This is a genomic window from Shewanella sp. M-Br (genome assembly GCF_036245925.1).
Taxonomy (GTDB): domain Bacteria; phylum Pseudomonadota; class Gammaproteobacteria; order Enterobacterales; family Shewanellaceae; genus Shewanella; species Shewanella oncorhynchi.
Map to the genome: position 1 here is coordinate 1 of NZ_BJBV01000025.1, position 25,591 is coordinate 25,591.

At 44.9% G+C, this 25,591-nt stretch carries 28 protein-coding genes and 1 pseudogene; 15 read left to right on the forward strand and 14 right to left on the reverse strand.

Annotation, left to right across the window (positions count from 1 at the left end; translation table 11 throughout):
• The first annotated feature begins 135 nt into the window (after positions 1 to 135).
• A complete protein-coding gene (locus AAA952_RS18495) occupies positions 136 to 594 on the forward strand; it encodes an immunity 26/phosphotriesterase HocA family protein (RefSeq protein ID WP_263212512.1) in 459 nt (152 codons plus the stop codon).
• Positions 595 to 941: 347 nt separating this feature from the next.
• On the opposite strand, the gene AAA952_RS18500 is transcribed toward AAA952_RS18495, so the two are convergent.
• The 11 genes and pseudogenes from AAA952_RS18500 to AAA952_RS18550 all read right to left on the reverse strand — a co-directional run bounded on the left by AAA952_RS18500 (position 942) and on the right by AAA952_RS18550 (position 11,106).
• Positions 942 to 1,658, reverse strand: coding sequence for a Crp/Fnr family transcriptional regulator (locus AAA952_RS18500; RefSeq protein WP_338258798.1), 717 nt, complete (start codon positions 1,656 to 1,658; stop codon positions 942 to 944).
• Positions 1,659 to 1,922: 264 nt separating this feature from the next.
• Entirely contained in the window at positions 1,923 to 2,648 is a 726-nt protein-coding gene (locus tag AAA952_RS18505) for a nucleoside phosphorylase (protein ID WP_338258799.1), read from the reverse strand.
• Positions 2,649 to 2,718: 70 nt separating this feature from the next.
• A pseudogene (locus AAA952_RS18510) lies at positions 2,719 to 3,925 on the reverse strand (NupC/NupG family nucleoside CNT transporter).
• Positions 3,922 to 4,473, reverse strand: a complete 552-nt coding sequence (locus AAA952_RS18515) for an NAD(P)H-dependent oxidoreductase (protein ID WP_263183101.1) — start codon at positions 4,471 to 4,473, stop codon at positions 3,922 to 3,924. Before AAA952_RS18515 ends, AAA952_RS18510 begins: the two are co-directional and overlap by 4 nt.
• 389 nt (positions 4,474 to 4,862) lie before the next feature.
• Positions 4,863 to 6,944 carry a flagellar biosynthesis protein FlhA gene (gene flhA, locus AAA952_RS18520; RefSeq protein WP_113940840.1) on the reverse strand — a complete coding sequence of 694 codons (2,082 nt, stop codon included), beginning with the start codon at positions 6,942 to 6,944 and terminating at the stop codon, positions 4,863 to 4,865.
• 15 nt (positions 6,945 to 6,959) lie between these two features.
• On the reverse strand, positions 6,960 to 8,090 hold the full coding sequence (flhB, locus tag AAA952_RS18525) for a flagellar biosynthesis protein FlhB (RefSeq protein ID WP_168825897.1): 1,131 nt from the start codon (positions 8,088 to 8,090) through the stop codon (positions 6,960 to 6,962).
• The gene (fliR, locus tag AAA952_RS18530) at positions 8,087 to 8,866 is read right to left on the reverse strand and encodes a flagellar biosynthetic protein FliR (protein ID WP_113940838.1); all 780 of its coding nucleotides are present in this window, start codon (positions 8,864 to 8,866) and stop codon (positions 8,087 to 8,089) included. The genes flhB and fliR overlap by 4 nt, the downstream gene beginning before the upstream one ends.
• A 1-nt stretch (position 8,867) precedes the next feature.
• On the reverse strand, positions 8,868 to 9,137 hold the full coding sequence (locus AAA952_RS18535) for a flagellar biosynthetic protein FliQ (RefSeq protein ID WP_006083412.1): 270 nt from the start codon (positions 9,135 to 9,137) through the stop codon (positions 8,868 to 8,870).
• 4 nt (positions 9,138 to 9,141) lie between these two features.
• On the reverse strand, positions 9,142 to 9,876 hold the full coding sequence (fliP, locus tag AAA952_RS18540; protein ID WP_263236978.1) for a flagellar type III secretion system pore protein FliP: 735 nt from the start codon (positions 9,874 to 9,876) through the stop codon (positions 9,142 to 9,144).
• Positions 9,873 to 10,232: a FliM/FliN family flagellar motor switch protein gene (locus AAA952_RS18545; protein ID WP_131523384.1), complete on the reverse strand. Its 360-nt coding sequence runs from the start codon at positions 10,230 to 10,232 to the stop codon at positions 9,873 to 9,875. The genes fliP and AAA952_RS18545 overlap by 4 nt, the downstream gene beginning before the upstream one ends.
• Positions 10,225 to 11,106 carry a FliM/FliN family flagellar motor C-terminal domain-containing protein gene (locus AAA952_RS18550; protein ID WP_338258801.1) on the reverse strand — a complete coding sequence of 294 codons (882 nt, stop codon included), beginning with the start codon at positions 11,104 to 11,106 and terminating at the stop codon, positions 10,225 to 10,227. Before AAA952_RS18550 ends, AAA952_RS18545 begins: the two co-directional genes overlap by 8 nt.
• A 1,038-nt stretch (positions 11,107 to 12,144) precedes the next feature.
• On the opposite strand from AAA952_RS18550, the gene AAA952_RS18555 reads away from it, so the two are divergent.
• The 7 genes from AAA952_RS18555 to AAA952_RS18585 are packed head-to-tail and all read left to right on the forward strand — an operon-like array spanning position 12,145 to position 18,947.
• Positions 12,145 to 13,446, forward strand: a complete 1,302-nt coding sequence (locus AAA952_RS18555; RefSeq protein WP_338258802.1) for a sigma-54 dependent transcriptional regulator — start codon at positions 12,145 to 12,147, stop codon at positions 13,444 to 13,446.
• 30 nt (positions 13,447 to 13,476) lie between these two features.
• Complete coding sequence (fliE, locus tag AAA952_RS18560) at positions 13,477 to 13,815, forward strand: flagellar hook-basal body complex protein FliE (RefSeq protein WP_261272829.1); 339 nt, start codon at positions 13,477 to 13,479, stop codon at positions 13,813 to 13,815.
• A gap of 12 nt (positions 13,816 to 13,827) precedes the next feature.
• A complete protein-coding gene (fliF, locus tag AAA952_RS18565) occupies positions 13,828 to 15,504 on the forward strand; it encodes a flagellar basal-body MS-ring/collar protein FliF (RefSeq protein WP_338258804.1) in 1,677 nt (558 codons plus the stop codon).
• 16 nt (positions 15,505 to 15,520) lie between these two features.
• Positions 15,521 to 16,507, forward strand: coding sequence for a flagellar motor switch protein FliG (locus AAA952_RS18570; protein WP_011848037.1), 987 nt, complete (start codon positions 15,521 to 15,523; stop codon positions 16,505 to 16,507).
• Positions 16,507 to 17,217, forward strand: coding sequence for a flagellar assembly protein FliH (fliH, locus tag AAA952_RS18575; RefSeq protein WP_338258805.1), 711 nt, complete (start codon positions 16,507 to 16,509; stop codon positions 17,215 to 17,217). The genes AAA952_RS18570 and fliH overlap by 1 nt, the downstream gene beginning before the upstream one ends.
• Positions 17,195 to 18,544 carry a FliI/YscN family ATPase gene (locus AAA952_RS18580; RefSeq protein ID WP_113940831.1) on the forward strand — a complete coding sequence of 450 codons (1,350 nt, stop codon included), beginning with the start codon at positions 17,195 to 17,197 and terminating at the stop codon, positions 18,542 to 18,544. The genes fliH and AAA952_RS18580 overlap by 23 nt, the downstream gene beginning before the upstream one ends.
• The gene (locus AAA952_RS18585; RefSeq protein ID WP_338258806.1) at positions 18,522 to 18,947 is read left to right on the forward strand and encodes a hypothetical protein; all 426 of its coding nucleotides are present in this window, start codon (positions 18,522 to 18,524) and stop codon (positions 18,945 to 18,947) included. Before AAA952_RS18580 ends, AAA952_RS18585 begins: the two co-directional genes overlap by 23 nt.
• Positions 18,948 to 19,032: 85 nt before the next feature.
• On the opposite strand, the gene AAA952_RS18590 is transcribed toward AAA952_RS18585, so the two are convergent.
• The 3 genes from AAA952_RS18590 to flgA form a co-directional block, all read right to left on the reverse strand.
• Complete coding sequence (locus tag AAA952_RS18590) at positions 19,033 to 19,488, reverse strand: flagellar protein FlgN (protein ID WP_338258807.1); 456 nt, start codon at positions 19,486 to 19,488, stop codon at positions 19,033 to 19,035.
• Complete coding sequence (gene flgM / locus AAA952_RS18595; protein WP_338258808.1) at positions 19,481 to 19,762, reverse strand: flagellar biosynthesis anti-sigma factor FlgM; 282 nt, start codon at positions 19,760 to 19,762, stop codon at positions 19,481 to 19,483. Before flgM ends, AAA952_RS18590 begins: the two co-directional genes overlap by 8 nt.
• A gap of 100 nt (positions 19,763 to 19,862) precedes the next feature.
• Positions 19,863 to 20,600 carry a flagellar basal body P-ring formation chaperone FlgA gene (flgA, locus tag AAA952_RS18600; RefSeq protein WP_338258809.1) on the reverse strand — a complete coding sequence of 246 codons (738 nt, stop codon included), beginning with the start codon at positions 20,598 to 20,600 and terminating at the stop codon, positions 19,863 to 19,865.
• Between the two features lie 96 nt (positions 20,601 to 20,696).
• On the opposite strand from flgA, the gene flgB reads away from it, so the two are divergent.
• From flgB to flgH, 7 genes are read left to right on the forward strand one after another with little or no spacing between them, the layout of a single operon-like run.
• Positions 20,697 to 21,047 carry a flagellar basal body rod protein FlgB gene (flgB, locus tag AAA952_RS18605; protein ID WP_338258810.1) on the forward strand — a complete coding sequence of 117 codons (351 nt, stop codon included), beginning with the start codon at positions 20,697 to 20,699 and terminating at the stop codon, positions 21,045 to 21,047.
• An 8-nt stretch (positions 21,048 to 21,055) separates the two neighbouring features.
• Positions 21,056 to 21,472 (forward strand): flagellar basal body rod protein FlgC, encoded by a 417-nt coding sequence (gene flgC / locus AAA952_RS18610; RefSeq protein WP_113940825.1) that lies wholly within the window; start codon positions 21,056 to 21,058, stop codon positions 21,470 to 21,472.
• Positions 21,473 to 21,474: 2 nt separating this feature from the next.
• The gene (locus tag AAA952_RS18615) at positions 21,475 to 22,137 is read left to right on the forward strand and encodes a flagellar hook assembly protein FlgD (protein WP_113940824.1); all 663 of its coding nucleotides are present in this window, start codon (positions 21,475 to 21,477) and stop codon (positions 22,135 to 22,137) included.
• Between the two features lie 22 nt (positions 22,138 to 22,159).
• Positions 22,160 to 23,362 (forward strand): flagellar hook protein FlgE, encoded by a 1,203-nt coding sequence (flgE, locus tag AAA952_RS18620; protein ID WP_113940823.1) that lies wholly within the window; start codon positions 22,160 to 22,162, stop codon positions 23,360 to 23,362.
• Positions 23,363 to 23,376: 14 nt separating this feature from the next.
• Positions 23,377 to 24,111, forward strand: a complete 735-nt coding sequence (locus tag AAA952_RS18625; RefSeq protein ID WP_131523393.1) for a flagellar basal body rod protein FlgF — start codon at positions 23,377 to 23,379, stop codon at positions 24,109 to 24,111.
• Between the two features lie 11 nt (positions 24,112 to 24,122).
• Complete coding sequence (gene flgG / locus AAA952_RS18630) at positions 24,123 to 24,908, forward strand: flagellar basal-body rod protein FlgG (protein ID WP_006083393.1); 786 nt, start codon at positions 24,123 to 24,125, stop codon at positions 24,906 to 24,908.
• A 10-nt stretch (positions 24,909 to 24,918) separates the two neighbouring features.
• Complete coding sequence (gene flgH, locus AAA952_RS18635; RefSeq protein ID WP_113940821.1) at positions 24,919 to 25,581, forward strand: flagellar basal body L-ring protein FlgH; 663 nt, start codon at positions 24,919 to 24,921, stop codon at positions 25,579 to 25,581.
• Positions 25,582 to 25,591 lie beyond the last annotated feature (10 nt).

The window sequence follows — 25,591 nt, forward strand, 5'->3', positions numbered from 1 at the left end:
TGTGCCACTCTAATAGTCTTCACTGTAATCTGGCTCGATAGTACCGAAGTTAATTGATGATGTTGCTGGTCAAAGTAGTAGCTGGGCTAATACAATATTAGATGCTGCTCTTTCTATCTTGAGAGGTAATGGTTTATGAAAATAAAATATAGAGAAGGTGACATTTTTGTTATCCCTCTAAGCAATAGTAACCATGCCATTTGTCAGGTTGTTTTTTCACCAAAAAAGAAGTTTAAAAATATAATTTCTTTTTGCGTGCTTTCTATTCAAAATGATAATTCATTTGTCAATGATGATCTTTTATCTCCCATCTGTGTTGAAAAATTCGGCAAAAAAACACAAGTTTTATTTACTGGAAACCAAAATATTAGTAACGGGATGTGGAAAATAATTGACCATGTTAATTTAACTGAAGAAAAAGAAAGGTTGAAAATATTTAATTATGCAGGCGGTTTGTATAAAGGCGAGGAAGAGATTAGGCGTATTCCTGTTTCTGAGTACCCCAATTACTTAACAATGGGTGTGTCAGGTTTTGAATTGGTGGATAACATATTGACCGCCACTAGTTCGACTATGACGGGCGGGGCCTGCTGATACGCGATCGCTGTGATGAGGGCACAACCCACTATCACTACGACGCCGCGGTACTGACAACTTAACTTGGCCGCTAACGACAGGGCATAAAACGTGTTAGCCCAAAGCTAACGCAAAATGACGGTGTTCAGGGCGTGAACCAGATTAGGCAAGTCTGATTCACTCATTACAAAATCTAACACTTTTTAGATCCATCAGATTGGATTATGGTCTCCATATTTAGGATTGGATTTATCGCCCTTAACGATAAATACGTTGATTGATGCAGAGTGTCGATAGCAAAGCTGATGCAAATTGGGTGGTTTGCCTGTGAATCCCCGCATAGCCCTATGCAGCATTTTTTTGATCTACTCCGCAATAAAAGTTACTAGCGCCTTTGGGTCGATAATATGCAGCTGCTGATCGCGTTTTTCGACAAGGCCGAGTTCAATGAGAGAGTTGAGTGCGCGGCGGTAGACGCGACTGCTGGTGCCAAAGCGTTCGGCTTCTTGCTCGACTTTGTTAAAGGCTCCGAGGGCGAGATTGTTTTGACTGCGTTGTAGCAGATCGAGGGCAATATTGACGGCGATGGGGTGCAATAGGCGGTTGGTGTAGATTGCCATTGAGTCTTGATAATCCCATGCCAGCGCTGAGGCAAAAAAGAGTGCTAATTGCGGTTGCGTGATGATGCATTGCTGTAGTTTGGCGGCACAAATTACCTCGGCTTCCATCTGATCTTCGGCCATCACTGTCCACTGGCAGGGCAGTTTGGTAAAAAACTCAATTTCGCCAAAAATATGCTGATCACAATTTAGCTCACCTAACTGAAAGCGCCGACCATTATGGGCGCTAGTATACATGGCGACTTTTCCTACGGACACGACATAAAGCTCACGCACATTTTGCCCCTGTTGCAACATGATATCACCGGGGGAAAATTGGCGGCTGGCCGTTTGGCACTGAAATAAGGCTTGCTTAAAGAGTTCGCACTGCTCGCTTAATGTGTCGCCAAAGCGGCTAGAGAGTTCAGGATGTAACTGCATGTTGATGATAGTTTTGGATATTGATGCGATTAAGGTACGCATTTCGCTGCAGGATTGATACTCATTCGATCATAAAATATGTAAATCCCTGCGTGAGGGCTGGCACTTTGGCGGCGGTAGATGGTCGATCGCATTGTGTGTCGCCGTTGTTGTGACGCTGCAAACGTGTGTTATGACAGGTCGGTGTGAGTGTGAGCTTTAGTGAGAATGATGGCGCATTGGCTGCGCCATTAAGAGGATGACTTGGTGGTTATCTGGATGCTGCGTTTAGCGGCAAGGCTTACTGCTAATTAACCTCAACAAGCTCTAATCACACAGTGCGTTGAGCGCAGCTAAAATGGCATGTTGCTCACCTTGGGCGCTTGCTTTGGACGCCGCAACATAGTCATTAACTCCTGCTTTAACATCCTGCTCAAATAGCACTACGTTGGTTAGTATCGCCGCCACTTCAAGTTGGCGCAGTCGGCCGACGGTGAATAACGCAGCGGTTTCCATATCGGCCCCGAGCACGCCTAGGCGATGCCAATAGTGGCAGATCTCCTGTTCTTGATCGGTATAAAAACTGTCGTGGGAGCGCACTACGCCGCTATGGGCACATATATGATGCTGCGCGCAGTATGCTTGCAGTTTGCCGATCAAACGATGATTGGCACTGGCCGGAAAACCGGGCTTTACATAGCTGGCAGAGCCGCCATCATCACGTACGGCGGCTTCGGCAATAATCACATCGCCTATGGCTATTTGCGGTTGTAGCGCACCAGCAGAGCCGATGCGGATAAGTTGTTTAACACCGCATTGATACAGTTCCTCAAGGGCAATGATCGCCGAGGGCGCGCCAATGCCAGTGCTGCAAACGGTTATTATAGTGTCGCCATAACGGCCACGCATCAGTCGAAACTCGCGGTTATCCGCCAAGGATTCGACATCCGTTAGATGCGCCGCGATGCGGTTGACTCGATTGGGTTCGCCGCAGACGACGGCTTTTTCACTGACTTGATGGGGCGCGACGAGAATATGGGGTTGAATACTCATTGTTGACCTTTATCAATTACTTAGCTTGGCGGTAGCCCCGAATTGTATCGGGCTACCGCGAAGGGAAAACTTAGATAAACAAACTGACAATTGCAGCATTCATCAAGTTTGCTAACGTCGCCGCTAGCAGTACTTTCATCCCGAGCTGACCAATCAGCCCCGCGCGTTGCGGTATCATTTGACTCAGGGCGCCACACACCATGGCCACTGAGCCGATATTGGCAAAGCCGCAAAGGGCAATGGTCATAATGGCATTACTACGTGCAGAGAGTTCCACATTGCCCATATTGGCGAAGGCAACAAACTCATTCATGGCGATTTTTTGCCCTAGGAAGGCGCCGGCAGTGCTTGCTTCAGCCCATGGAATACCAATCAACCAAGCTACTGGCGCAAACAAGGTGCCGAGGATCATATCTACGGTTAAGGTTGGCATGCCAAACAGTTCACCAATCGCGCCTAATCCGCCGTTCAACAATGCCATGAGGCCAATACAGGCAATAATGACTGCGCCGACGATGGCAGCGATTCCCATACCAGCAATAGCGCCTTTGGCTATGGCATCAATAAAGCTGCTGGGCTTTTCATCATCGGGTAATTCTGGCACTTCATTAACGGTTGGCTCGGTTTCTGGGATAAGCAACTTAGCGAACATCAAACCAGCTGGAGCTGACATAAAGCAAGCCATAATCAGATAGTTAAGCGCAACGCCCATCCCCGCAAGGCCCGCTAAAATGGAGCCAGCAATCGAAGACAATCCGCCAACCATTACCGCAAAAATTTGCGCGCGGGTGAGAACGCGGTGGTAGGGCTTGATCAGTAACGGTGCTTCGGTTTGGCCGAGAATAATATTGCCCGCCGCATTCATTGACTCCGCCCGTGACGTGCCGAGTACCTTTTGCAAGCTGCCGCCAATAATTAACACAAACCACTGCATAATGCCTAAGTAGTACAGCAAAGAGGTGAGTGCGGCAGTAAAGATGATTTGCGGTAATACCTGTAACGCCCAGACAAAACCTATGCCTTCAACGCTGAAATTGACTAAGCTGCCAAAGGCAAATTTGATCCCTTCAGTACCATAACCAAAGACTTTGCCTACAGTATTTGATACGGCCAGCAGTACATCGGCACCGATCTTGGTTGCCAGCACAAAAAAAACCGAGCGCGATGATAATGCCAAATGCACCGATAACGGCGCGCCAGCTGATCAAACGGCGGTTCTCAGAAAACAGCAAACCTATGCCTAAGAGTACAAGAATGCCAAGGATGGACTGGATCATACTGAGTGGTCCTTATATGAATTAATGGCTGCAATCACACGCTCAGCGTGGGCCTTTGCAAGGGAAAGGGTGTTGGATTTGTTACCACCTTCGGCGGCAGTGGAGTTCATCTCAAAGCTAATAATGGTATCGATAATCTCGACAGCGGCTGCGCGAAATGGGTGTTCGTAAGCTTGTTGGTATACGTTAAAGGGGAAAAAGTTAAAGCCTGTTTCGCTGTAGGAGTCCTCAGTCGCCCCCGCAGTGATAGAAAACAGGACAGGTTTACCTTGGAGCTGGCTACCATTAGGGCCAAAGGCAAAACCATAGGTAAATACCTCATCAATCCAATGTTTGAGCACGGCGGGGTAGGTGCTCCAATAGAGCGGGAATTGCACCACAATCACATCGGCATCGAGCAACTGTTGCTGCTCCGTGGCTGTATCCCCATCAAACTGAGCCACTGAATTGATACGCCAGCTCGGTTGCTCAGCCTCAAGGGCAAGTATGCAGGCATTGGCCACAGACTGGGTTAAGTTGGGGTGCCCGTTTAGCACGAGTATGTTCATTAGCTAGCTCCTGAGAGGAAACGGTGCCGCCATGCAGCCAAAACCAGAGGCTCAAGCACCGAGTTACGAAGTCATGGCGTGGATTATAGGGAGGGAAGAGGGAATGCCAGAGGACATTTGTCTCCTAGCACCTGATGCAGCTCATACTATTGTGAAAGTTTGATTAAAACGTCGATATAAAAATGAATGAAGTAATAAGCGCAATGTCTGTCATACCGAAATGCTAACGTTTATTAAGCGCTAAGCTTAGCTCCCAATCTGTTCATCCTGACTGCGTAAAATAGTGCTAAGTGCATCTGGCACCAATGTCGAACGCCGGTTAGCATTCTGTCATTGATGCTTCTTGCACGATGAAAACTTAATAAAGCGATAGGGCTTAATGCGTTTGATTACCCTAGTTGTCCCGCAATCATAAGTTCTTTTGTTTCAGGGACTTCATTATAGGATAAAACATGAAGTCCACGGGCGAATGCTAATGCGTATCGCGCGAGGAAAGGCCTGAGTTGTGGAGAAACAAGTAGGATAGGGTTATAGCCTTTCTCTTTTGTCTCCGCGAGTAATTGGGGCATTCTTTGTTGTAGCTGCGCCAGTAGATTAGGTTCGATAGGGAAGCTATCCAATGCAACTCGGCCCTGTTGCTGCGATTGATTTAACGCTGTCATTAAGGTTTGTTCTAATTCTGCGGTCAGCGTAAGTACATTCAACTGCGGACTGCTGCCTGCGATTTGATGCAAAATACTATTGCGTAAAGCGCAGCGCACATCGGCGGCGAGTAGAACGGGATCTTTGGTTTGCTCGCTGCATTCCAGTAAGGTCGTTGCTATGGTGCGTATGTCTTTTAGCGGCACTTGCTCTTTGAGTAACAAGCGGAAAACTTTGAGTAACTGAATGGGGGTTAAACAGGTACTGAGTGATTCCGCCAGTTTGGGGGCTTGCTTACTGAGCCTGTCAGTTAATTGCATAATATCATCATGTTGCAATAATTCAGGCAGTGATTCGCGCAATAACTTACTGACATGAGTGGCAATGATCGTGGCATTATCGACGACCGAATAACCTAAATTGAGTGCTTTGGCTTTTAGTTCAGGCGTAATCCAAATCGCATCCATTTGGTAAGCGGGTTCCTTGGTTAAAATCCCATCAATTTTGCCGTACACAGGACCACTTTTTATTGCGAGCAGCAGATCAGGTTCTAATTCGGCGATAGCCACTTGAGTGCCCATAAAGTTAATTTGGTATGCATGTGGTGCTAAAGCTAGATTGTCGCGCACTCTCACTTCCGATAGCAGAAATCCGATTTGTTCTGAAAGAGTACGTCTGATCCCTGTTAGGCGTTTTTGTAATTCTGCTCCTTTGGTTTTTTCGACTAGATGAACCAATCTATAACCTAATCGTACTTCGATGATGTCGGTAAAAGGCAGGGATTCCCAGCTTGGCGCTGAAGGTTCTGTCAGGCTGGTTTCTATGAGTTCTTCAGTTTTCTCTTCAGTAAAGGAGGCCTTATTCTGGTTTTGTTTCCACGCAGCAAAGCCTAGTAGTATTGCAAAAGATAAAAATACCAGTGCTGGCATGCCTGGGGTGATACCGAGAATTGCCATCACAATGGCTGCAGTGGCTAAGGTTCTAGGGTTAGCCAGTAACTGTCGACTCAATTGGGTCGGCATTTCTTCTGCATCGGATACCCTAGTCACAATAATTGCGGCAGCAGTGGCGAGTAGTAATGATGGAATTTGTGCAACTAGACCATCACCAATGGTTAATAGTGCATAGGTTTTAAAGGCTTCTGTTGTACTCAGATCATGCATAAAGATGCCTATGCTGATCCCGCCAATAATGTTGATTGCTAAGATCAAGAGTCCTGCGATGGCATCCCCTCTCACAAATTTTGAGGCTCCATCCATGGAACCATAAAAGTCTGCTTCTCTGGCGACATCTTGGCGACGTAGGCTGGCTTGTTCGTGTGTGAGTGTGCCAGCATTGAGATCGGCATCGATCGCCATCTGTTTACCCGGTAGGGCATCCAATGTAAATCGCGCCGATACCTCAGAGATCCGCTCGCCACCCTTAGTGATTACAACAAAGTTAATAATCATTAGAATTAAGAAGATAACAGCACCGACGACATAGTTTCCGCCAATGACGACTTCACCAAAGGCTTGGATCACTTTACCCGCAGCATCGCCTCCTTCATGACCTTCAATGAGTACTACGCGCGTCGATGCAACGTTTAAGGTCAAACGCATTAAGGTCGCAAGGAGCAATAAGGTTGGGAATACAGAAAACTCTAATGGTCGCCTGATCGAGACGCTCACCAGCAGCACCATGACGGCAAGGACTATGTTAAAGGTAAACAAAATGTCCAGTAGCCATGCAGGCAGCGGTAAAATCACCATCGCCAGAATAGCGAGCAGCATGACTGGAATGCCGATATAGCTGTAATTTCCTGAAAAGGTGCGAGAAAGCCAATTCATAGGTTAAGCAATCCTTTAATCGTGACGTAAATTAGGGGGAATAAAAAAATGTGGTAAAGGCTCAGGTTTCTGCTGTAAGCCCTTACGAGATGCTTTTATTTGCATGACATAACTTAATACGTGCGCTATGGCGATAAAAAGGGCACTGGGTATCTGTTGATCGACTTGCGTTGAATGATAAATAGCCCGCGTGAGCGGTGGGATATCAATAATTTCAATATCATGTTTTTTAGCGAGTTCTCGCATATAGAGGGCGAGTTCTTCGGTGCCTTTAGTGATAACGTAAGGCGCATCCGCTAAGTCAGGATTGTATTTTAATGCCACGGCATAGTGAGTGGGATTAACCAAGAGAACATCCGCTTTTGGAATGGTGGTATCTGCCCGAGAGCGAGCCATTCGTTGCTGTATTTGGCGGATTTTAGCTTTAATCTCTGGCTTACCTTCTTGCTGGGTATGCTCGTCTTTGACCTCTTGGCGTGACATACGTAATTCTTTGCTGTTATGCCAATATTGGTAAGGCACATCAATAAAGGCGATCACGAGCAGCCCAGTACCAAGATAAAACATGCCTTGCGACAGTAGATTGATGCCATCACGAACCGCTTCATCAATAGGACGTTGATTGTAGCTAAGTAGTTCTTGTAAGTGACCATTCAAGAAAACCAACATAATTCCGATCAGTAACACAATCTTTAGGCATGACTTGAGTAACTCAACGAGAGATTGAGCGGAAAATATTCTTCCGACACCGGCAAGAGGATCGATTCGACTGTATTTAAAATTAGCATTTCCAAAATTAAATATTGGCCCTCCAGGCAAGGCTCCTGCAACTGCGGCCAACAGAGCAACCATGATGAATAGTGGGCCTAAGATGCTTAGCATTTCGACTAGGCTGGCGCCAAGATGGCGCATCATGATGTCTGGTTGATCTAACTCTGCTCGGGTGAGCAGCATATTGTATTTAGCTAATCCACTGACTCTCGTCGCAAACCAATCCGCATTACTGGTCAGCATGGCAGAGCAACCAACGACCAGTGCTGCGGAGGCAAGATCTTTAGAGCGTGGAACTTGGCCTTCTTCTCTCGCTTTACGCTTTTTCTGCGGTGTAGCTTCTTCCGTTTTATCTTGTTGGGGCGTTTTACTCATGAGATCCCTCCGATAAATTGGTACATGGCAGTTAATGCGTCTAAGCACAGATCACTGTAACGAGTTGGAATGCCGCTTAACGAAAGGAAGACGCAAATCAAGCCCATCAATAAGGTCATGGGAAACCCGAGCGAGAAGATGTTTAATGACGGCGCAGCGCGGCTTAATACACCAAAAGTGATGTTAACCATTAACATAGCGAGTACTGCGGGTATGGCGAGCATCAGCGATGCAGCAAATAGCCAGCCCATTCGACTAACCAATCCCATTAGCGGTAAGTCAAAAATCCCATTCCCAATTGGCCATAAACGAAAGCTATCAACAATGATGTTGAGCCCGACTAAATGACCGTCAAGAGCCAGAAAAATCAAGGTACCAAAGATTTGTAACCATTCACTGAGAATGGGGTTGGTGTCGCCATTAGCAGGATCGTTCATCACCGCCATTGCGAGGCCCATCTGCATTGACATAATAGTGCCAAGCATGGTCATCACATGGATTAAAATGGTTAAAAATAGCGCGAGCATAAATCCAGTCAGTAGTTGCTCTATGGCTAAAAACAATGATCCGAGCGAAAGGGCATCGACAGCGGGAACGGGGGGCAGCATAGGTGCAATCAGCGCTGCAATACTCAAGGCAAGAAAAATTCTTACTGTTGCAGGCACATAAGAATTACCTAACAAGGGCATTATCATAAATGCCCCCATGATCCGGCAGAATGGCCACCAAAGGCTACCGATTAACATGCTGAGTTCGGTTGAGGTGAGTGAAAGCATATCAACCGATAATATGAGGGATATTCATAAACAGCCTATCAAATAAATCGCTTAGCTGTTGTATGAGCCAATGGCCTGAAAACAGTACCATAAGTAAGGTAATGATAAGCCTTGGCAGAAAACTTAAGGTTTGTTCATTGACCTGTGTAGCAGCCTGAAATACGGCAACGATTAAGCCTAGAATGAGTCCCGGCGTCACCAGCACAGAGACCATAATGATGACGAGAAACATCGAGTCCGCAAACAGGGAGGTCAGTTCATTGATGTCCATCTAACTACCCAAAACTTGCGGTTAAGGTGCTTACTGTCATAGACCATCCATCGACTAATACAAAAACCATCAATTTAAATGGGAGCGAGATAATCAAAGGTGACAACATCATCATCCCCATAGACATGAGGACACTTGCGACAACTAGATCGATAACCAAGAAAGGTAAGAAAAGTAAGAAGCCGATTTGGAAAGCTGTTTTGAGTTCACTCAGCACAAAAGCTGGCATAAGGACAAAAAAGGGGACTTCCTCTGCTGCTTTCATGTGTGTGGGTTCGTTAGCTATTTTCAGCATTTGCTCAAGATCAGTTTCTCTTGTCTGCGCCAGCATAAATCGAGTTAAAGGGATTTTGGCTATTGAGACAGCCTCCATCAATTCGATCTTACCTTGGTCATAGGGCAAATAAGCTTCCTTATAAATTTTGTCTCCCACTGGGCGCATAATAAAGATAGTGAGTACTAATGCTATCCCAACAAGCACTCGGTTAGGGGGACTTTGTTGTAGTCCGAGAGCTTGTCGGAGAATTGCTAATACAATGATAATACGAGTAAAACTGGTTAGCATCATCAGCATGATGGGCAAGAAACTAATTGCCGTCATGAGCGCTAAAATTTCGAGTTTAATGTTAACTGCTTGACTGTCTTGAGCGCTATCCAGTGTGAATAAGGTCAGTCCTTCCGATGCGAGGGCTTGGGGAGCAAACAATAGAATCGCCAGTAACAATACCCGAACTATCATTCGTTACTTGTCCCATCGAGAGTAATGCTCTCTATTTCCAGCAAACGTACGCCATATCTGCCAGCCACTTCTACGACTTCGCCTCTTCCTAATAGTGCACCATTTACTCTGATATCCAGCGGCTCACCTACCATACGGTCGAGTGCGATAACATCACCTTCTCCCATACGATTTAGTTCGCCTAAAGACATTTCAGCACTGGCCAGTTCGAGAGTAACTTGAACAGGAAGTTGTTGAAAAAAATTATTATTTTTCAATTTACGGTTATGGGTGTCCGGCTTTGAAAATGCTCTCTCAGAGAAAATATCGTCCTCTAATAGAAAATCATCATCCGATAAAATAGATTGTTCAGCCAATGCCATGCTCCTCATGCTGATAAATATCTTGGGTCAATTTCGCTACCATCTGTCCTTCATGACTATGCACAGAGGCATGAAATAGCGGTGTGTTTCCGATTGATAACAAGGTTTTTGGATAGAGATTAATAGGTAAAATATCCCCAGTTTTTAATTGGCTGAGTGATTGCACCGGGATGCTATGTTGCCCTAATGTCAGCTGCATTTTTATGGGGAGACTTTTTAGCCAGACGGCTAGTTTTGCGGGTAAATCCGCAGATACTTCAGATTTCTTAGGCTGTTCGGCCAGATGCCCCAGTAAATGCTCAGTTAAGCAAAAGAGCATTGGAGGGGTTAGTGGGCCATTGGTAAAATTGAACGACCATACTGCCGATACTGCGAGTGGCATATGGCCTTTTATGAGCTCAACTTCAAGATTATTGGTTTCGATCGTGCTATTAGGTAGCTCCTCCACTACGGAAAGTAGCAACTTTTTGGCTAACCTAAATTCAGATTGGCTGGGGTTTCTCAAAGGAGAACTTAATGGTGTTGAGGTATTACCGTAATAATTACTTGCCAATTGATCGAGCGTGCAGCGATCAATTCTCCAATAACCGAGGGTATTTTGATGATGTTTTAATACAAACCATGAATAGCAATGTTCTGGAACGACAGGTGTTCTAGGTTCTGTTAACGTTGACCCCGAAACAGCGGGATGACCCTGTCTTAGTAGCGGAGATAGGATATTATTTATGGCATCGATAAGTGGACGATGTAGCTTTTCTAGCTGTTGCAATAATCGCGTTCTCGCTAGCTTTTCTTGAACTAGCATAATAGGTCTAATTATTTCATTGGAATTTGATTTTATAAGCCTAGCTTTCGCCGTCGTCTTCATTGTTCTTCCTATTAAACGTGTTTTTACTACTAGAATGCTGCTTGGCTACCTCCGTGATTCAGTTGGCGCATAAAAAACATACACAAACAGAGTGCCTAAATATTTATTTCTTTATCGTTAAGGATTAATGAATTTCTTAAAACAGTTAAGCGTTGAACTTTAGGTTCGACTCTGTTTTAAACGACGAGGATGATAAGTTAATAAGGCTTAAGTATTCAATAATAATTATAAGAAATGCTGAAATATATGTGAATAGAATTGTAGGGTAAAGTTGGTTGTGAACAAAATGTTTGTTTTGAGATTGTGTAAGAAGATATTAATGCTTTAGGTTTTGCATTTTCGCGTCAATAAAAAGGCGGTTAGATATTATTTTGACATTTGTCGATATTTTGGCGGGCAATATTTATGTCAGCATTTAAATATTGATTATTAATGATGATATTGTGTTGCAAATCTGTTTGTCTTTGATTTTCATTGTTTTTTGTGCGCTATGGTTTGTGATTTATTTAATATTAAACATTGGCGGTTAAATTTTGTCACTATTTTAAAAGTATCGATGGTGCATTTTTATCATTGTCATATATTATTTTACAAATATATTTGGTATAAGTCAGTCCTAAGTTATATGCATCACTTTTTTGCGGTTTTTCTTTTAGACCTTTCATGGTTGATAGCAATTGATTCATATAATTCGGTGATACCTTAAACTTTGTTGCTGGTCACATTTCTTATCGATGATTGCACTAGAACACGTTTTAACCTTATTTAGTTGAGGGCATATCCTTAGCCATTGTCAATGTGGATACTCATTGTGTGTAGTTCTCTATCGCTGGCTTTGATATTACATGCGGAAATATATCTTCCGCATTCAGCTTCCGCATTTGTTTTTACTGTTCTTAATGGCTTGAGTTATTTATTGCTCATTCATCTAGATGGATAAGTAAGTAGTAATAGATTTTATATACACTCAAACACAAAGACTTATGGGTCTAAATTAAGGTGTTATTTAATGTACTGTAAACGAAAGGGAGTTAGTGAGTGGGTGGCCTAAGTATACGGATTGAAGGGTTAAACATATCTGCGGAACTTGCATGCAAAATAACACATGAGGATTTTTATCTGTGGAGTGATGCAATGGAATTACCTTGGCTCACTATCGTTAACTTATCGGATTGTAGTCCTTGTGATGTGAAGTCCTATCTTGCCCGTTTTCCTGGCCGTAATATCGTCGCCTTATTAGCACCAGAGCAAGGTGAGTTGGCAGCCGCAGCAATGCGAGCTGGCGTACAGGATTATCTATTAATTCCCGTAGAAACTGAGCAGTTACTTGCCTCCATTCAACGATTACACCGTTTAGAGTTACCTGATTCTAGTTTGGTTGTCGCGGCTTCTGTTAGTCGACAATTGTTGATGTTGGCCCATCGCGCCGCAACCACTGAGGCCAGTGTTTTATTATTGGGTGAAAGTGGTACTGGTAAAGAACCGCTTGCTCGTTATATTCATCGCCACTCTTCTCGTTCTCATAAGCCTTTCGTTGCGATTAACTGCGCTGCCATCCCTGAAAGTATTCTAGAGTCCGTTCTCTTTGGGCATGTCAAAGGTGCCTTCACTGGTGCCATTTGTGATAAGGCAGGAAAATTTGAGCAGGCCAATGGCGGTACTTTATTACTCGATGAAATTGGTGAAATGCCCTTGCCGTTACAGGCGAAGTTACTTCGGGTGTTACAGGAGCGTGAAGTCGAAAGACTCGGTGGGCAGCATGTTATTCCACTGGATATCAGGATCATTGCTTCTACCAATCGCGACTTAAGACAGGCCGTTGAGTTTGGTCATTTTAGGGAAGATCTGTTCTACCGCTTAGATGTGTTGCCTTTAAAAATCGCGCCTTTAAGAGAACGTAAGGCTGACATCCTGCCTCTAGCTGAACATTTCTTAAATTTATATGGCCAATCTGATTGCTCAAGTCGCTGTTATTTCAGTGAGCACGCAAGACAAGTGCTCGTTAACTATGATTGGCCCGGAAATGTAAGAGAGCTAGAAAATTGTATTCAACGTGCATTAGTGATGCGTAGAGGTCAGGCGATTCAAGTTGCGGAACTCGGGTTAAACATTCAAGAAGAGATGCTTGAGTTGGAGCCTTTAGGTGCCTCAGATGGACTTAAAGCGTCAAAACAACAGGCAGAATTTCAATATATTATTGATGTACTTAAACGTTTTAATGGACAACGCACGTTAAGTGCTCAGGCGCTAGGGATGACGACTAGAGCCTTAAGATATCGTCTCGTACAAATGCGAGAAGCAGGGATTGATATCGAAACGTTATTAGATCAAGCAGCGTAGAGCAATCAAAAAAGTAAATAGGAATGAAATATGTCTAATGGAGCGATTGGTAGCTCAAGTATGTTGATGGAAACCTTAAATATTCATCGTGAAGTGGCTAAAGGTGCGATCAACATCACTTCAAATCCAGCCGACAATGGTATGGCTTATGGCTCATTCACTGAGTTAATTAAAAGTAAAGTTTCTGCCGTCAACCAAGATCAGAATCAATCCTCTATGGCGATGGCTGCAGTCGATAGTGGTAAGAGTGATGACCTCGTCGGTGCCATGGTTGCTTCGCAAAAGGCCAGTTTGTCCTTTGCGACTATGCTCCAAATTCGTAATCGTCTTGTGCAAGCATTTGACGATGTAATGAAGATGCCTATTTAAGGAATTGTGTGAATGTCTACCACTTTTGTTCAATCAGGTCAGGATATTACCGGGACTGAATCTTCGTCAGGATTCATTGCTGGCATGACCCAAAAATGGCATCGTTTTAACCGTGGTGATCGTCAAGTTATCGCCTTAGCTTTACTTGCGGTGGTTGTCGCCAGTGTCATAGTGTTGATGTTATGGACTGCTACTGCAGGGTATCGACCTTTATATGGCAGCCAAGAAAATGTCGATACCTCTCAAGTGTTAAATGTCTTGGATGCAGAAGGCATTGATTATCGCCTCGAGGCAAATACTGGGGCAGTCCTCGTTGCAGAAGAGCAAGTCGGTAATGCGCGTATGCTTTTGGCCGCAAAAGGGGTAAAAGCGAAAGTACCTTCGGGTATGGAGGCACTCGACAATACCGCGCTCGGCACGAGTCAATTTATGGAACAAGCTAAGTATCGCCATAGTTTAGAAGGTGAATTAGCTCGCACTATCATGTCGTTAAAGTCGGTTCGTGCCGCAAGAGTTCATTTGGCGATACCTAAACAAACTCTGTTTATCCGCCAGGAGCCTGAACTGCCGACGGCTTCCGTCATGCTGCAGCTAGACCCGAATACTCGACTCTCTGAAACACAAGTTGAGGCTATTGTTAATTTGGTCGCAGGCAGTGTGACTGGACTAACGGCCAGTAATATCAAAGTTGTCGATCAAGATGGTCGATATTTAAGTGAGAACATTTCAGGCAATCAAGATCTTAGCCAGTCTAGAAACAAGCAGTTACAGTACACGCGTGAACTTGAGAATAGCTTAGTGGCTAATGCCGCCTCTATGCTCGAGCCTGTGCTTGGCCAAGATAATTTCCAAGTGCGGGTGACTGCAAAAGTAAACTTCAATCAGGTTGAAGAAACTAAGGAGTCACTCGATCCGCAAAATGTCGTGACTCAAGAGCGTACGAGTGTCGATGATTCAAGTAATAGTATTGCCGCAGGAATTCCCGGAGCTTTAAGTAATAAGCCACCCCAAGCAGGCAAAGAGGCGACGAATGATAAGACCCGTAATTTGAAGCAGGAAGAAAGTCGTCAATATGACGTTGGTCGTTCTGTGCGTCATGTTCGTTATCAACAAATGCAGCTCGAAAACCTCTCAGTTTCAGTGCTTATTAATAGTGCGACAAGCCAAGGCGCATTCAATGATGAGGCTCAACTGGTTAAGTTTGGCAATATGGTCAAGGATGCTATCGGTTTCTCGGCGGCGAGAGGTGATAGTTTTACCATTAATGCCTTTGAGTTTACCCCAACTGTTACAGCGGAATTTACGCCGTCACCTTGGTGGCAATCAGAAAATTACCAAGCTTATTTACGCTACATCATTGGCGGCATTCTCGGTTTCGGACTGATTTTGTTCGTATTAAGGCCGCTGGTTAAGCACTTGACTCGTACAGCGCAAATAACGGCTCCTAGGATTGAGCCTGTAGCATTAAGTGCTGCTCCTGCTGGTGCGTTAGATGGACCTGTTGCCGATGCTACATCAAATCAGCCACATCAGTTACCGAGTGCCGAGTGGCTAGGTAGTCAAGGTTTACCCGAACCTGGCTCACCTTTGACCGTTAAAATGGAGCATTTGGCCTTGCTCGCAAATAAAGAACCCGCGCGTGTTGCAGAAGTGATAGCTCATTGGATAGGCGATAAAGACGGTGAATAATTCAATCGAAATCAAGATGGACAATTATGCCCAAGCGGCCATGTTATTGCTGAGTATGGGAGAAGAAGGTGCTGCCATGGTGATGGCGCATTTGGATCGTAACGATGTGCAACACTTAAGCCATAAAATGGCGCGGTTATCCAGTATTACCCAGCAAGAAGCCGAAGCAGTATTAAGTCGATTCTTTCAACGTTACAAAGAACAGTCGGGGATCGCCAGAGCATCGCGCTCCTATTTGCAGAAGACTCTCGATATCGCGTTGGGAGACAGGGTCTCTAAAAGTCTCATCGATAGCATTTATGGCGATGAGATTAAAGTGCTCGTTAAGCGCCTCGAATGGGTTGACCCTCAATTACTTGCCCGTGAAATCACCCATGAGCATTGTCAGTTACAAGCGGTATTATTGGGATTATTACCACCGGAAAGTGCCGCTAAAATTCTGAAAATGTTGCCCAGTGATAGCCAAGATGAGGTGCTCGTTCGTATCGCGCAACTTGGCGAATTAGACCGCAACGTTGTTGAAGAACTGCGGGAGCTGGTTGAGCGCTGCATGTTGATGGCAATGGAGAAAAGTCACACGCAAGTGGCGGGTGTCAAACAGGTGGCAGATATACTCAATCGCTTCGAAGGCGATAGAGAGCAGCTGATGGAAATGATTAAGCTCCATGATAAGCAGATGGCGATTGATGTAACCGATAATATGTTTGATTTCATTATTCTTGGGCGACAAAAGCAAGAAACATTGCAGACCCTCTTAGGGCAAGTACCTTCCGAAACCTTGTCTTTGGCATTGAAAGGGATTGATTTTGAGCTAAAAGATTCCTTGCTCAATGCGCTACCAAAACGTATGTCGTCAGCGATTGAAACGCAAATTGAAGCCTTAGGTGGTGTGCCTGTAAGCCGAGCCAGTGGTGCGCGTAAAGAAATCATGGAACTGGCAAAGCAATTAATGCAAGAAGGCGAAATTGAATTGCAGTTATTTGAAGAACAGGTTGTTGTCTAATGGAAAACAAGCATTCTCGTTGGCGTCTAAATACCAATCTGGCACGTCGTTATCGTTTTCCTGCGTTGCACGACGCGATTGAATCGAACTCAGATGCGGGCGGTGATTTTCAAAGTTATCAACAAGCATTTGACGAGGGTTATGACGAAGGTGTCATCCAAGGTAAGAGTGCGGGTTATGAGGCAGGTCTTGAAGAGGGGCGCATTGCTGGACATGCTGCTGGTTTTCATCAAGGCAAGTTAGATGGGCAGTCAGCGGGTAGATCATCCATCGATGAGCAGCTCAACAGTTTACTTGTGCCACTTGGTGCCTTGAGAGAGTTACTTGAAGACGGCCATGCAAAGCAGGTGCGTGAGCAGCAGAATTTGATCTTGGATTTAGTGCGCCGAGTGTCACAACAAGTGATCCGCTGCGAGCTAACCCTGCAGCCACAACAAATTCTTAAGCTCGTTGAAGAAACCTTGAGTGCGTTGCCCGATGATCAAGCGGATATCAAAATCCATTTAGAGCCGAGTGCCGTGACTAAATTAAAAGAGCTCTCGGAAGATAAAATCCGTGGCTGGAACCTCATTGCAGATAGCAGTATTTCTGCGGGCAGTTGTCGAATTGTGAGTGATAAATCCGATGCAGATGCTTCAGTCGAGACACGACTCGATGCTTGCATGAAGCAGGTTGAAACCAAGTTGAATGAGGCTGAGATTGGAGTCTGATGTATTTCATGACGATTGGCCTCAGGTTCCAGTTGCAAGGGTTTATGGACGTCTTATTCGAGTCAATGGTCTATTGCTTGAGGCTGTTGGCTGTCAGCTTGGCATGGGGGATCGTTGCCAGATTGAAGGGCGAAATGGTCGTTTAATTGAGGCTGAAGTCGTTGGCTTTCATCGGGACGTATTGTGCCTTATGCCGATTGAGCCTACACAGGGCTTGATGCCAGGTGCCAGAGTGCTGCCTATTACGGATGAGCAAACAATTGCTATTGGTGATGGTTTGCTTGGCAGGGTGCTTGATGGACTTGGACAGCCACTCGACTTACTGGGCGATTTAACCGGTGTTTCACAAGTCCCGCAATCTCACACGAGTTACAATCCTTTGCTGCGCCAGCCTATTCGGCAGCCGCTAGATGTCGGTATTCGCGCCATCAATAGTTTGTTGCCCATTGGTAGAGGCCAGCGACTCGGGCTCTTTGCGGGCTCGGGTGTGGGTAAGAGTGTGTTATTAGGCATGATGACTCGTTTTACTGAAGCAGATGTCGTGGTGGTTGGCTTAATTGGGGAGCGTGGCCGTGAGGTCAGGGAGTTTATTGAAGAAACACTCGGTGAAGAAGGGCGTAAACGGGCTGTGATTATTGCAGCCCCTGCAGATACCACACCGCTCATGCGATTACGTGCAATGCGGTTATCCCACTCCATTGCCTGTGCTTTTAGAGATCAAGGTAAGCAAGTGTTGCTATTAGTCGACTCATTGACTCGTTATGCTCAGGCACAGCGTGAAATCGCCTTGAGTTTAGGTGAGCCTCCAGCAACCAAAGGCTATCCGCCATCGGCGTTTGCACAGTTACCTAGACTGGTGGAAATGGCGGGCAATGGTGAACATCCGACGGGAACGCTAACCGCTTTTTATACCGTATTGGCCGAGGGCGATGATCAGCAGGATCCCGTTGCAGATGCAGCGAGAGCCATTTTAGATGGCCATATAGTGCTAAGTCGTAAATTGGCCGAGCAAGGACATTTCCCTGCGATTGATCTTAATGCGTCAGTGAGCCGCTTAGCCATGCACATAGCGACCTCTAGCAGTATTGAACAGAGTCAGATCTTTAGACATCTTTTGAGTCGTTACAATGAGGTCAGAGACTTATTACCTTTAGGTGGCTACCAAGCTGGCCAAGATCCTGAAATGGATCTTGCTGTGCGAGTGTATCCAGAAATGGCACGATTTTTACGCCAGACCACACACAGTAAAGTCAATCTGGCTGAAAGTTTAGTGCAATTGGAACAGTTGATGGGAGTTATGGGATATGAGCCAGCGTCATCTCTCTAAGTTACGTGTTCAAGCTGAAAATAAATTAGCGCAGCTAGGGCAAAAACGCGATGATTCCAGCCTAAGCGTCCAACTAAATCAACAACAAAATCAAGCCTTAGCCCAAATGATATTGACTTATCGTGGTGCGAAAGAGGGCTCAAATGTTTTGCTCTGGCAAAATTCCGCAAGTATGGCGCAAGTGTTAGAGCCTATGCGGGTGAAGTTAGCTCAAAAGGAGGTCTTTCTACAACAGGAACAACTGCGTATTGATCGCCTATGGCGTAAGCAATTAGGGCGTCAGCAAGGTTTGAAGTGGCTTGAAAAACAAACACATATACAAGAGCAAGCACAAGTGGCGCGCCGTGAACAGGCTGTTGTTGATGATATGGCGGGTTTCTATTACAAGAATAAAGGCCAATAAGCGCTGTGTCATTACAGCTGAGAGCCACCTTTTAAACTATGTCCCATTAGCGAGGGCTTTGGTAACTCTCAATAATTCAGTTTGACTAGCGTTTGGCACCGTAATCAATTTCATGGTGTTGGCCATCTTGATTCAGGATACGGTTAATCGTTTCTTGCTGTATTACGAGCAATCTGCCGTTGGTTTCATTGGCTGTTTGGCTATCTTTCACTAAAAGCTGTAAGTTGTCCCACGACATTTTTATTTGCGGTCTTAGGTGATCAGGTAGCGCCGTGATTAAGCGTCTCATGCCACTATTGTCACTATTAAAACCTAGTGTCGCGAGATTTTCGCTTCGCTGTTTGGCTCTCAAAGCTAACTTGTTACACAGCACAGTTTGACGCTCGTTATGGGCTAAGAGCGCATCATTATCCCTGCGTTGCATTAATTCACGTTGGTGCTTAAGCATTGATTTTAATTGACTATATCCCTCAAGATCTTGACGAATATCGCGAATTAAACTTTGAACAAGTTCGCGCTTATTTACTTGACTATTATCCATGCTGTATCAATATCTTATCTGCAATTTTATTTAAGCTCAGCTCAAAGCTTCCATTACTTAAAGCCTGACGTATAGCAGCAACTTTATCTGTGTCAACGTCGGAGATGGTATGTAACTCTTTCTGGGTTTGTTCTAACAATTGCCAGTCGTGACTAATATCTTGTCGTGTTGGCGTTGATAGATTTTCTGATTCAACGGGCTTTCTGGGCGTATTAGCGCTCTTACTCGTGCTGAACTCAGTGCTCAAGGCACTGCTAATTTTATTAATTTCCATAGATGTTCATCGTCATAAATGGCTAGATATTAGATATAGGCGACCTAAATAGGATAAATCTAAAATAAATTTTTAAATTTATCCTAAGGTGGCTTAAATGTTAAAAACGGGTTTCAACTCTCCCCTTAGCTATGGGGTAGGCGGTAATGATTTTCCCTGAACTACTATTCCTCACTCTAATGGCATCACCTTGTTTACCCGCATCCATAGCAATCCCAATCATATTGGCATAAAAGGTGGCACTGACTGCTTCGATAATCACTTCATCCCCTATGCTCACGAGTTCTGGTGCACTTAAATTGCTTGCTCTTATGGGTTTGTTTTTGATTATTTTTCTGGCAACCGCTTGCCCTAAAATGTGTTTTTCATCAGTAATAATGTCTTGATCTGACGCAGTTAAGGGCAACATTTGCCATTGTAGATTTTCTGATGTGACAACCTCATCTCTCTTAAGCGTTTTGTTGGCAACAGGAATGTAGGCGCTGAGAGCAACCTTAGCTCGAACATAGAGTGACCAACCTTCAGAGGCACAGCTTATTTTTCGTTGGATCCGACCGAATGGGAGCCCTTTAGCAGCCTCTATTTGGAGCGCCGTGCTACACGTTTTTAGCTTGGCTGTGCTGGAAGGAATGTGCAGTGTGATTTTTTTGCTGACTTTTTTTATCTCTTGCGATTGTTGCCACTTAGCTATCTCTGCGGCTACGGAGTTTGTCATTTGCTGAGATATTTGTTCTGTCGCCGTGATCTTCCCTTTCGCGTGCACATTGAGCGGAAGTAACCCTATGCTCAGTAAGAAAGTGAGGGAAAAGAACTTTCCGTATATCAATCGCGATTTCATTTAACCAACTGTTTTATATAAATAAGTATATTGGCATGCTAATTGTAAGCTGCTCGACCATCTAAATTAATTACGCATACAGTACTAGGAGTTGAGATGGCTATCAACCTTGATAAAGCATTAGGAATACATCCTCAGACACTCGATTTTAGAGTGGAGAGAAGCAAGGTATTAGCGAGTAATTTAATCAATGCCGAAACTCCGGGGTACAAAGCGAGGGATTTGGATTTCAAAGCGGCCATGAAGCAAGTTGAAGCAGGCATGCAGATAAATCAAGAGTACAACCTCGCTTATCGCATGCCTTATCAAAATTCTGCCGATGATAATACCGTGGAACTCGGTAAGGAACAGGCAAGATATTCACAGAATGCGATGGATTATCAAACGAGTTTGACATTTTTAAACATGAAAATAGCCGGTCTAAAGTCTGCTATTGAAGGTCGTTAGGAGCCTGTATGTCATTTGGCGATATTTATCAAATAGCGGGTGCTGGCATGAATGCTCAGACCATACGTTTAAATACGGTCGCGAGTAACTTAGCTAACGCTGGAACTGCCGCCGAAAACCCTGAGTCGGCCTATCGAGCATTAAAACCCGTATTTGCGACTATTTACGATGCGACTCAACAAGGTGCGATTGGTGCTTCGATTGAAGTGAGCGACATAGTCCAAGCGGATGCCCCATTGGATATGCGTTATGAGCCGAATCATCCCTTTGCCAATGAACAAGGTTATGTTGCTTACTCTAATGTGAACACGATTGAAGAAATGGCTGACATGATGGCGGCAAGTCGTTCATTTGAAACCAGTGTTGAAATCATGAATCGTGCGCGTTCTATGCAGCAAGGTTTATTGCAACTAGGGAATAAATAGCAATGGAATTGGCTCGCTCTGGTAACAACTCGATTCAGAATCCTGCAGGTGCATTAGCGGCACCAGGGAATGATGCTGCGTCATTAAAGAATGAATTTATGACCTTAATGATCGCGCAAATCAAGAATCAAGATCCCACTAAACCGCTTAACAGTGCTGAGTATATCTCTCAATTAGCGCAGTTTTCGCAGGTCGAAAGCTTAGAGGGAATGCGGAAGAATCAATCAAGCCAAATGGTCATGATGGAAAATTTGGGCATAGTACAGTCGGCATCTTTGATTGGTAAGAATGCCATGGTGCCTGTGTCTGAGTTTCAGCTCGATGGTGAAGCGGTTGAAGGCAAAGTGTATTTAGAGAATGCAGCTGAAGGCTTAGATCTTGAAATTATCGATGCACAAGGTCAGGTCGTTAGCACTATTCAACTCGGTGCTCAGGATGTTGGTGATGTTCGGTTCTCTATCGATCCTGCTGAGCTGGGGTTGTCTGCAGGCCAATATGAAATCAAAGCTAAGGCGACACTAGGTGAAAATAGTTTAGTTGCGCCAACGTATATTAAGGCACCGATCGAGAGAATCCATTTCTCCAGTGCATCCGGCATGATGATGGCTGAAATGGGCCATGGTGTTGGGGTTGTTTCTGTGCTCAATATTTCTGAAGTTTCGTAAATTATTTTTATAGGATATTAAGATGTCATTTAACATAGCTTTAAGTGGTTTACAGGCGACGACTCAAGATCTCAACACTATCAGTAATAACATTGCTAACGCATCGACGAGTGGGTTTCGCGGTGGCCGTAGTGAATTTGCATCAATTTATAATGGTGGTCAGGCGGGTGGCGTTGGCGTGATGTCAACGAGCCAAAACTTCTCTAAAGGTGGCAGCTTAACTTATACCGGTCGTCAGCTTGATATGGGGATCCAAGGCGAAGGCTTTTTTGTTCTCAAGGGGAATGATGGCGGTGCCATGTATGCTAGAGCTGGGATGTTCCATAAGGACAATCAAGGCTTTATAACCGATCCAGTCGGTAATCGTTTACAGGGATATTCTGTGAATGCGACGGGAAGATTGCAAACCGGCAATGCGGGTGATTTACAGGTACAAACGGCTTCTTTAGCGGCCAAAGCCACAACGAATGTCAGCATGGTTTCAAATCTCGATGCGAGAGTCGATGTTATTCCCCCAGCTGTCCCAGCCGTGCCATTTGATCCTAAAAATATTGATAGTTATCACTCTATTGGTACCACCAGTGTCTACGACTCTTTGGGTACTGAGCATGTGGTGACTCAGTATTATGTAAAAACAGCGCCGAATGAGTGGACTGTTAATTACACTCTGGATGGGACTCTTCTGCCAGACCAAACAACATTAAAATTTGATTCAAAAGGTATTTTAGATCCAACTACGACAAAGGATACCTTCGACCTTACATTGGGTAATGGGGCATCACCGCTTAAATTTGATATCAACTTCGATAAAAGCACTCAGTATGCAGCCAAATACAACAACTCCAGCTTATCTCAAGATGGTTACACCTCGGGTGAATTGAAAGGTGTGCGTCTGGATGACAATGGCATGTTATATGGCACTTATACTAACGGCCAAGATCAATTACAGGGTCAGGTCGTCCTCGCAAACTTTAGTAATCCCAACGGTTTATCGGCCGTGAGTAACAATGCTTGGGTGGCTACAAATACCGCTGGGCAAGCGATTATGGGGGCGCCATCTACAGGCACTATGGGCACTGTAACGGGGGGGTATTTAGAGGGCTCGAATGTGGATACGACCGCTGAAATGGTTAACCTCATGTCGGCACAACGTAATTATCAATCTAACGCCAAAGTTCTTGATGTGAACTCGACTATGCAACAAGCATTACTTAATGCCATTTAAGAAGAGACACTGACATGGAGAAGATGCTTTATACCGCCGCCAGTGGTGCAGTTCGTATTCTTGAGGCGCAAAGTATTCGCGCGAATAACTTGGCTAACGCTGAAACTGCAGGATTTAAAGCCGACCTTGAGCGCGTTAATGCCGTGCCTTTAGCTGTTCAAGGTAATAGTTTGAACACAAGGGTTATGGCACAGACTGAGAGTAGTGGTTTTAGCCAGCAAAGTGGGGTGATCAATCCTACGGGCCGTTCATTGGATTTAGCGATCCGCGATCGTGGCTTGTTCAGTGTGGCTGTTGACGGTGTTGAAGCATACACCCGTTCAGGTGCAATTGAGACCAATGCCGAGGGGCAACTGACTATCGATGGCCGACCTGTATTAGGCGTTGATGGGCCGATAGCGTTGCCTGAGCATAAAGATGTCTTTGTGGGTGAAGACGGCACAGTCAGTGTTTTACCCTCTGAAGGCGGGATCATTGAGGAAGTGGGCCGATTAAAGCTAGTGAATCCTGACTTTGCCTTAATGCAAAAGGGGCAAGATGGGTTGCTCTATCGTCGTGATGGCCAAGCAGTGCCACAAGATGAAGGTGTGTTAGTGGATAGTGGCTTCCTTGAGTCGAGTAACGTGCAGGCCGTGTCAGAGCTTATTGCATCTATGGATTTGAGTCGTCAATTTGAGATTCAAGTTAAGTTAATGAAAAGTGCAGAAAAGCTGGCCGAGGCTGGTAATCGTCTGCTGGGCAATGTTTAAGGATTATTGGTATGCAATCAGCGTTATGGGTAAGTAAAACCGGCCTAACAGCACAAGATACGAAAATGACTGCGATTGCCAACAACTTGGCAAACGTGAATACCACAGGTTTTAAGCGTGACCGTGTTGCGTTTAATGATCTGTTTTATCAGGTTCAACGTCAGCCAGGTGGACAGGTTGATGCACTGAATAATCTGCCATCGGGTCTGCAATTAGGTGCAGGAACGAGAGTCGTTGGTACTCAAAAAATATTCACTACTGGGGATATGCAAAATACCAGTCAGCAGTTGGATTTAGCGATCGAAGGTCATGGTTTTTTCCAAGTAGAAGAGCCAAATGGCGATCTTGCTTATACCCGTGACGGTCAGTTTTATCGCAGCAGCGAAGGCATGATGGTCACGTCACAAGGTTTACCTTTAGTGCCTAATATCGTGATCCCTGAAGATGCGCTAACCGTTACTATTGCCAACGATGGTGTAGTCACAGCGAAAATGGCGGGTGAAGCTGAACCTCAAGATTTAGGTCAAATCACGCTTGTTAACTTTACTAATCCAGCAGGGTTAGAAGCTCGAGGTGACAACCTTTACCGTGAAACTGCGGCATCGGGTGTGGCGGTTGAAGGTGTGGCGGGTGATCAAGCTTTAGGTGCTTTAAGACAGGGTGCGCTAGAGGGCGCAAACGTCAACGTGGTGGAAGAAATGGTCGAAATGATTTCCACGCAGAGAGCATATGAGATGAATGCCAAAGTTGTGTCAGCCTCAGACGATATGCTCAAGTTCCTCAATCAATCGGTTTAGAGAGGCAATCATGCGTTGGTTATGGTTTTTATGGTTTGCACTGTTATCGGGTTGTATGTCGCATATTCCAGATAAGGAGACTAAACCTGGCACTAAAGAGTGGGCACCGCCTGAGATTGACTACAGCCTGCCAGATGCAAAGGATGGCAGTCTTTATCGTCCCGGTTTCATGTTGACACTTTTTAAGGATAAACGTGCTTTCCGTGAGGGCGATATTTTAACCGTCGCGTTAGATGAAAAAACCTATTCGAGTAAGAAAGCGGATACCAAGACCAACAAAGAACAAGATATGGGTATGGGACTTGCGGGTAATATTGGTGATAAAACGGCCAATGCTGACGGTAAAACCTCTTTTTCGAGAGGGTTTAATGGTGCAGGCTCAAGTACACAGCAAAACCAGTTATCAGGTTCAATCACTGTAACTGTTTCTAAGGTTTTACCTAATGGTACCTTGTTGATACGTGGTGAAAAATGGCTGCGATTGAATCAGGGCGATGAGTATTTACGCTTACTTGGCATTATACGTGCTGATGATATAGGTAATGACAATACGATATCGTCGCAACGTATTGCCGATGCCCGAATTATCTATGGTGGTCAAGGTGCCATTGCCGACAGTAATGCTATGGGATGGGCTTCTCGCTATTTCAATAGTCCATGGTTCCCGCTCTAGCAAAGGATAT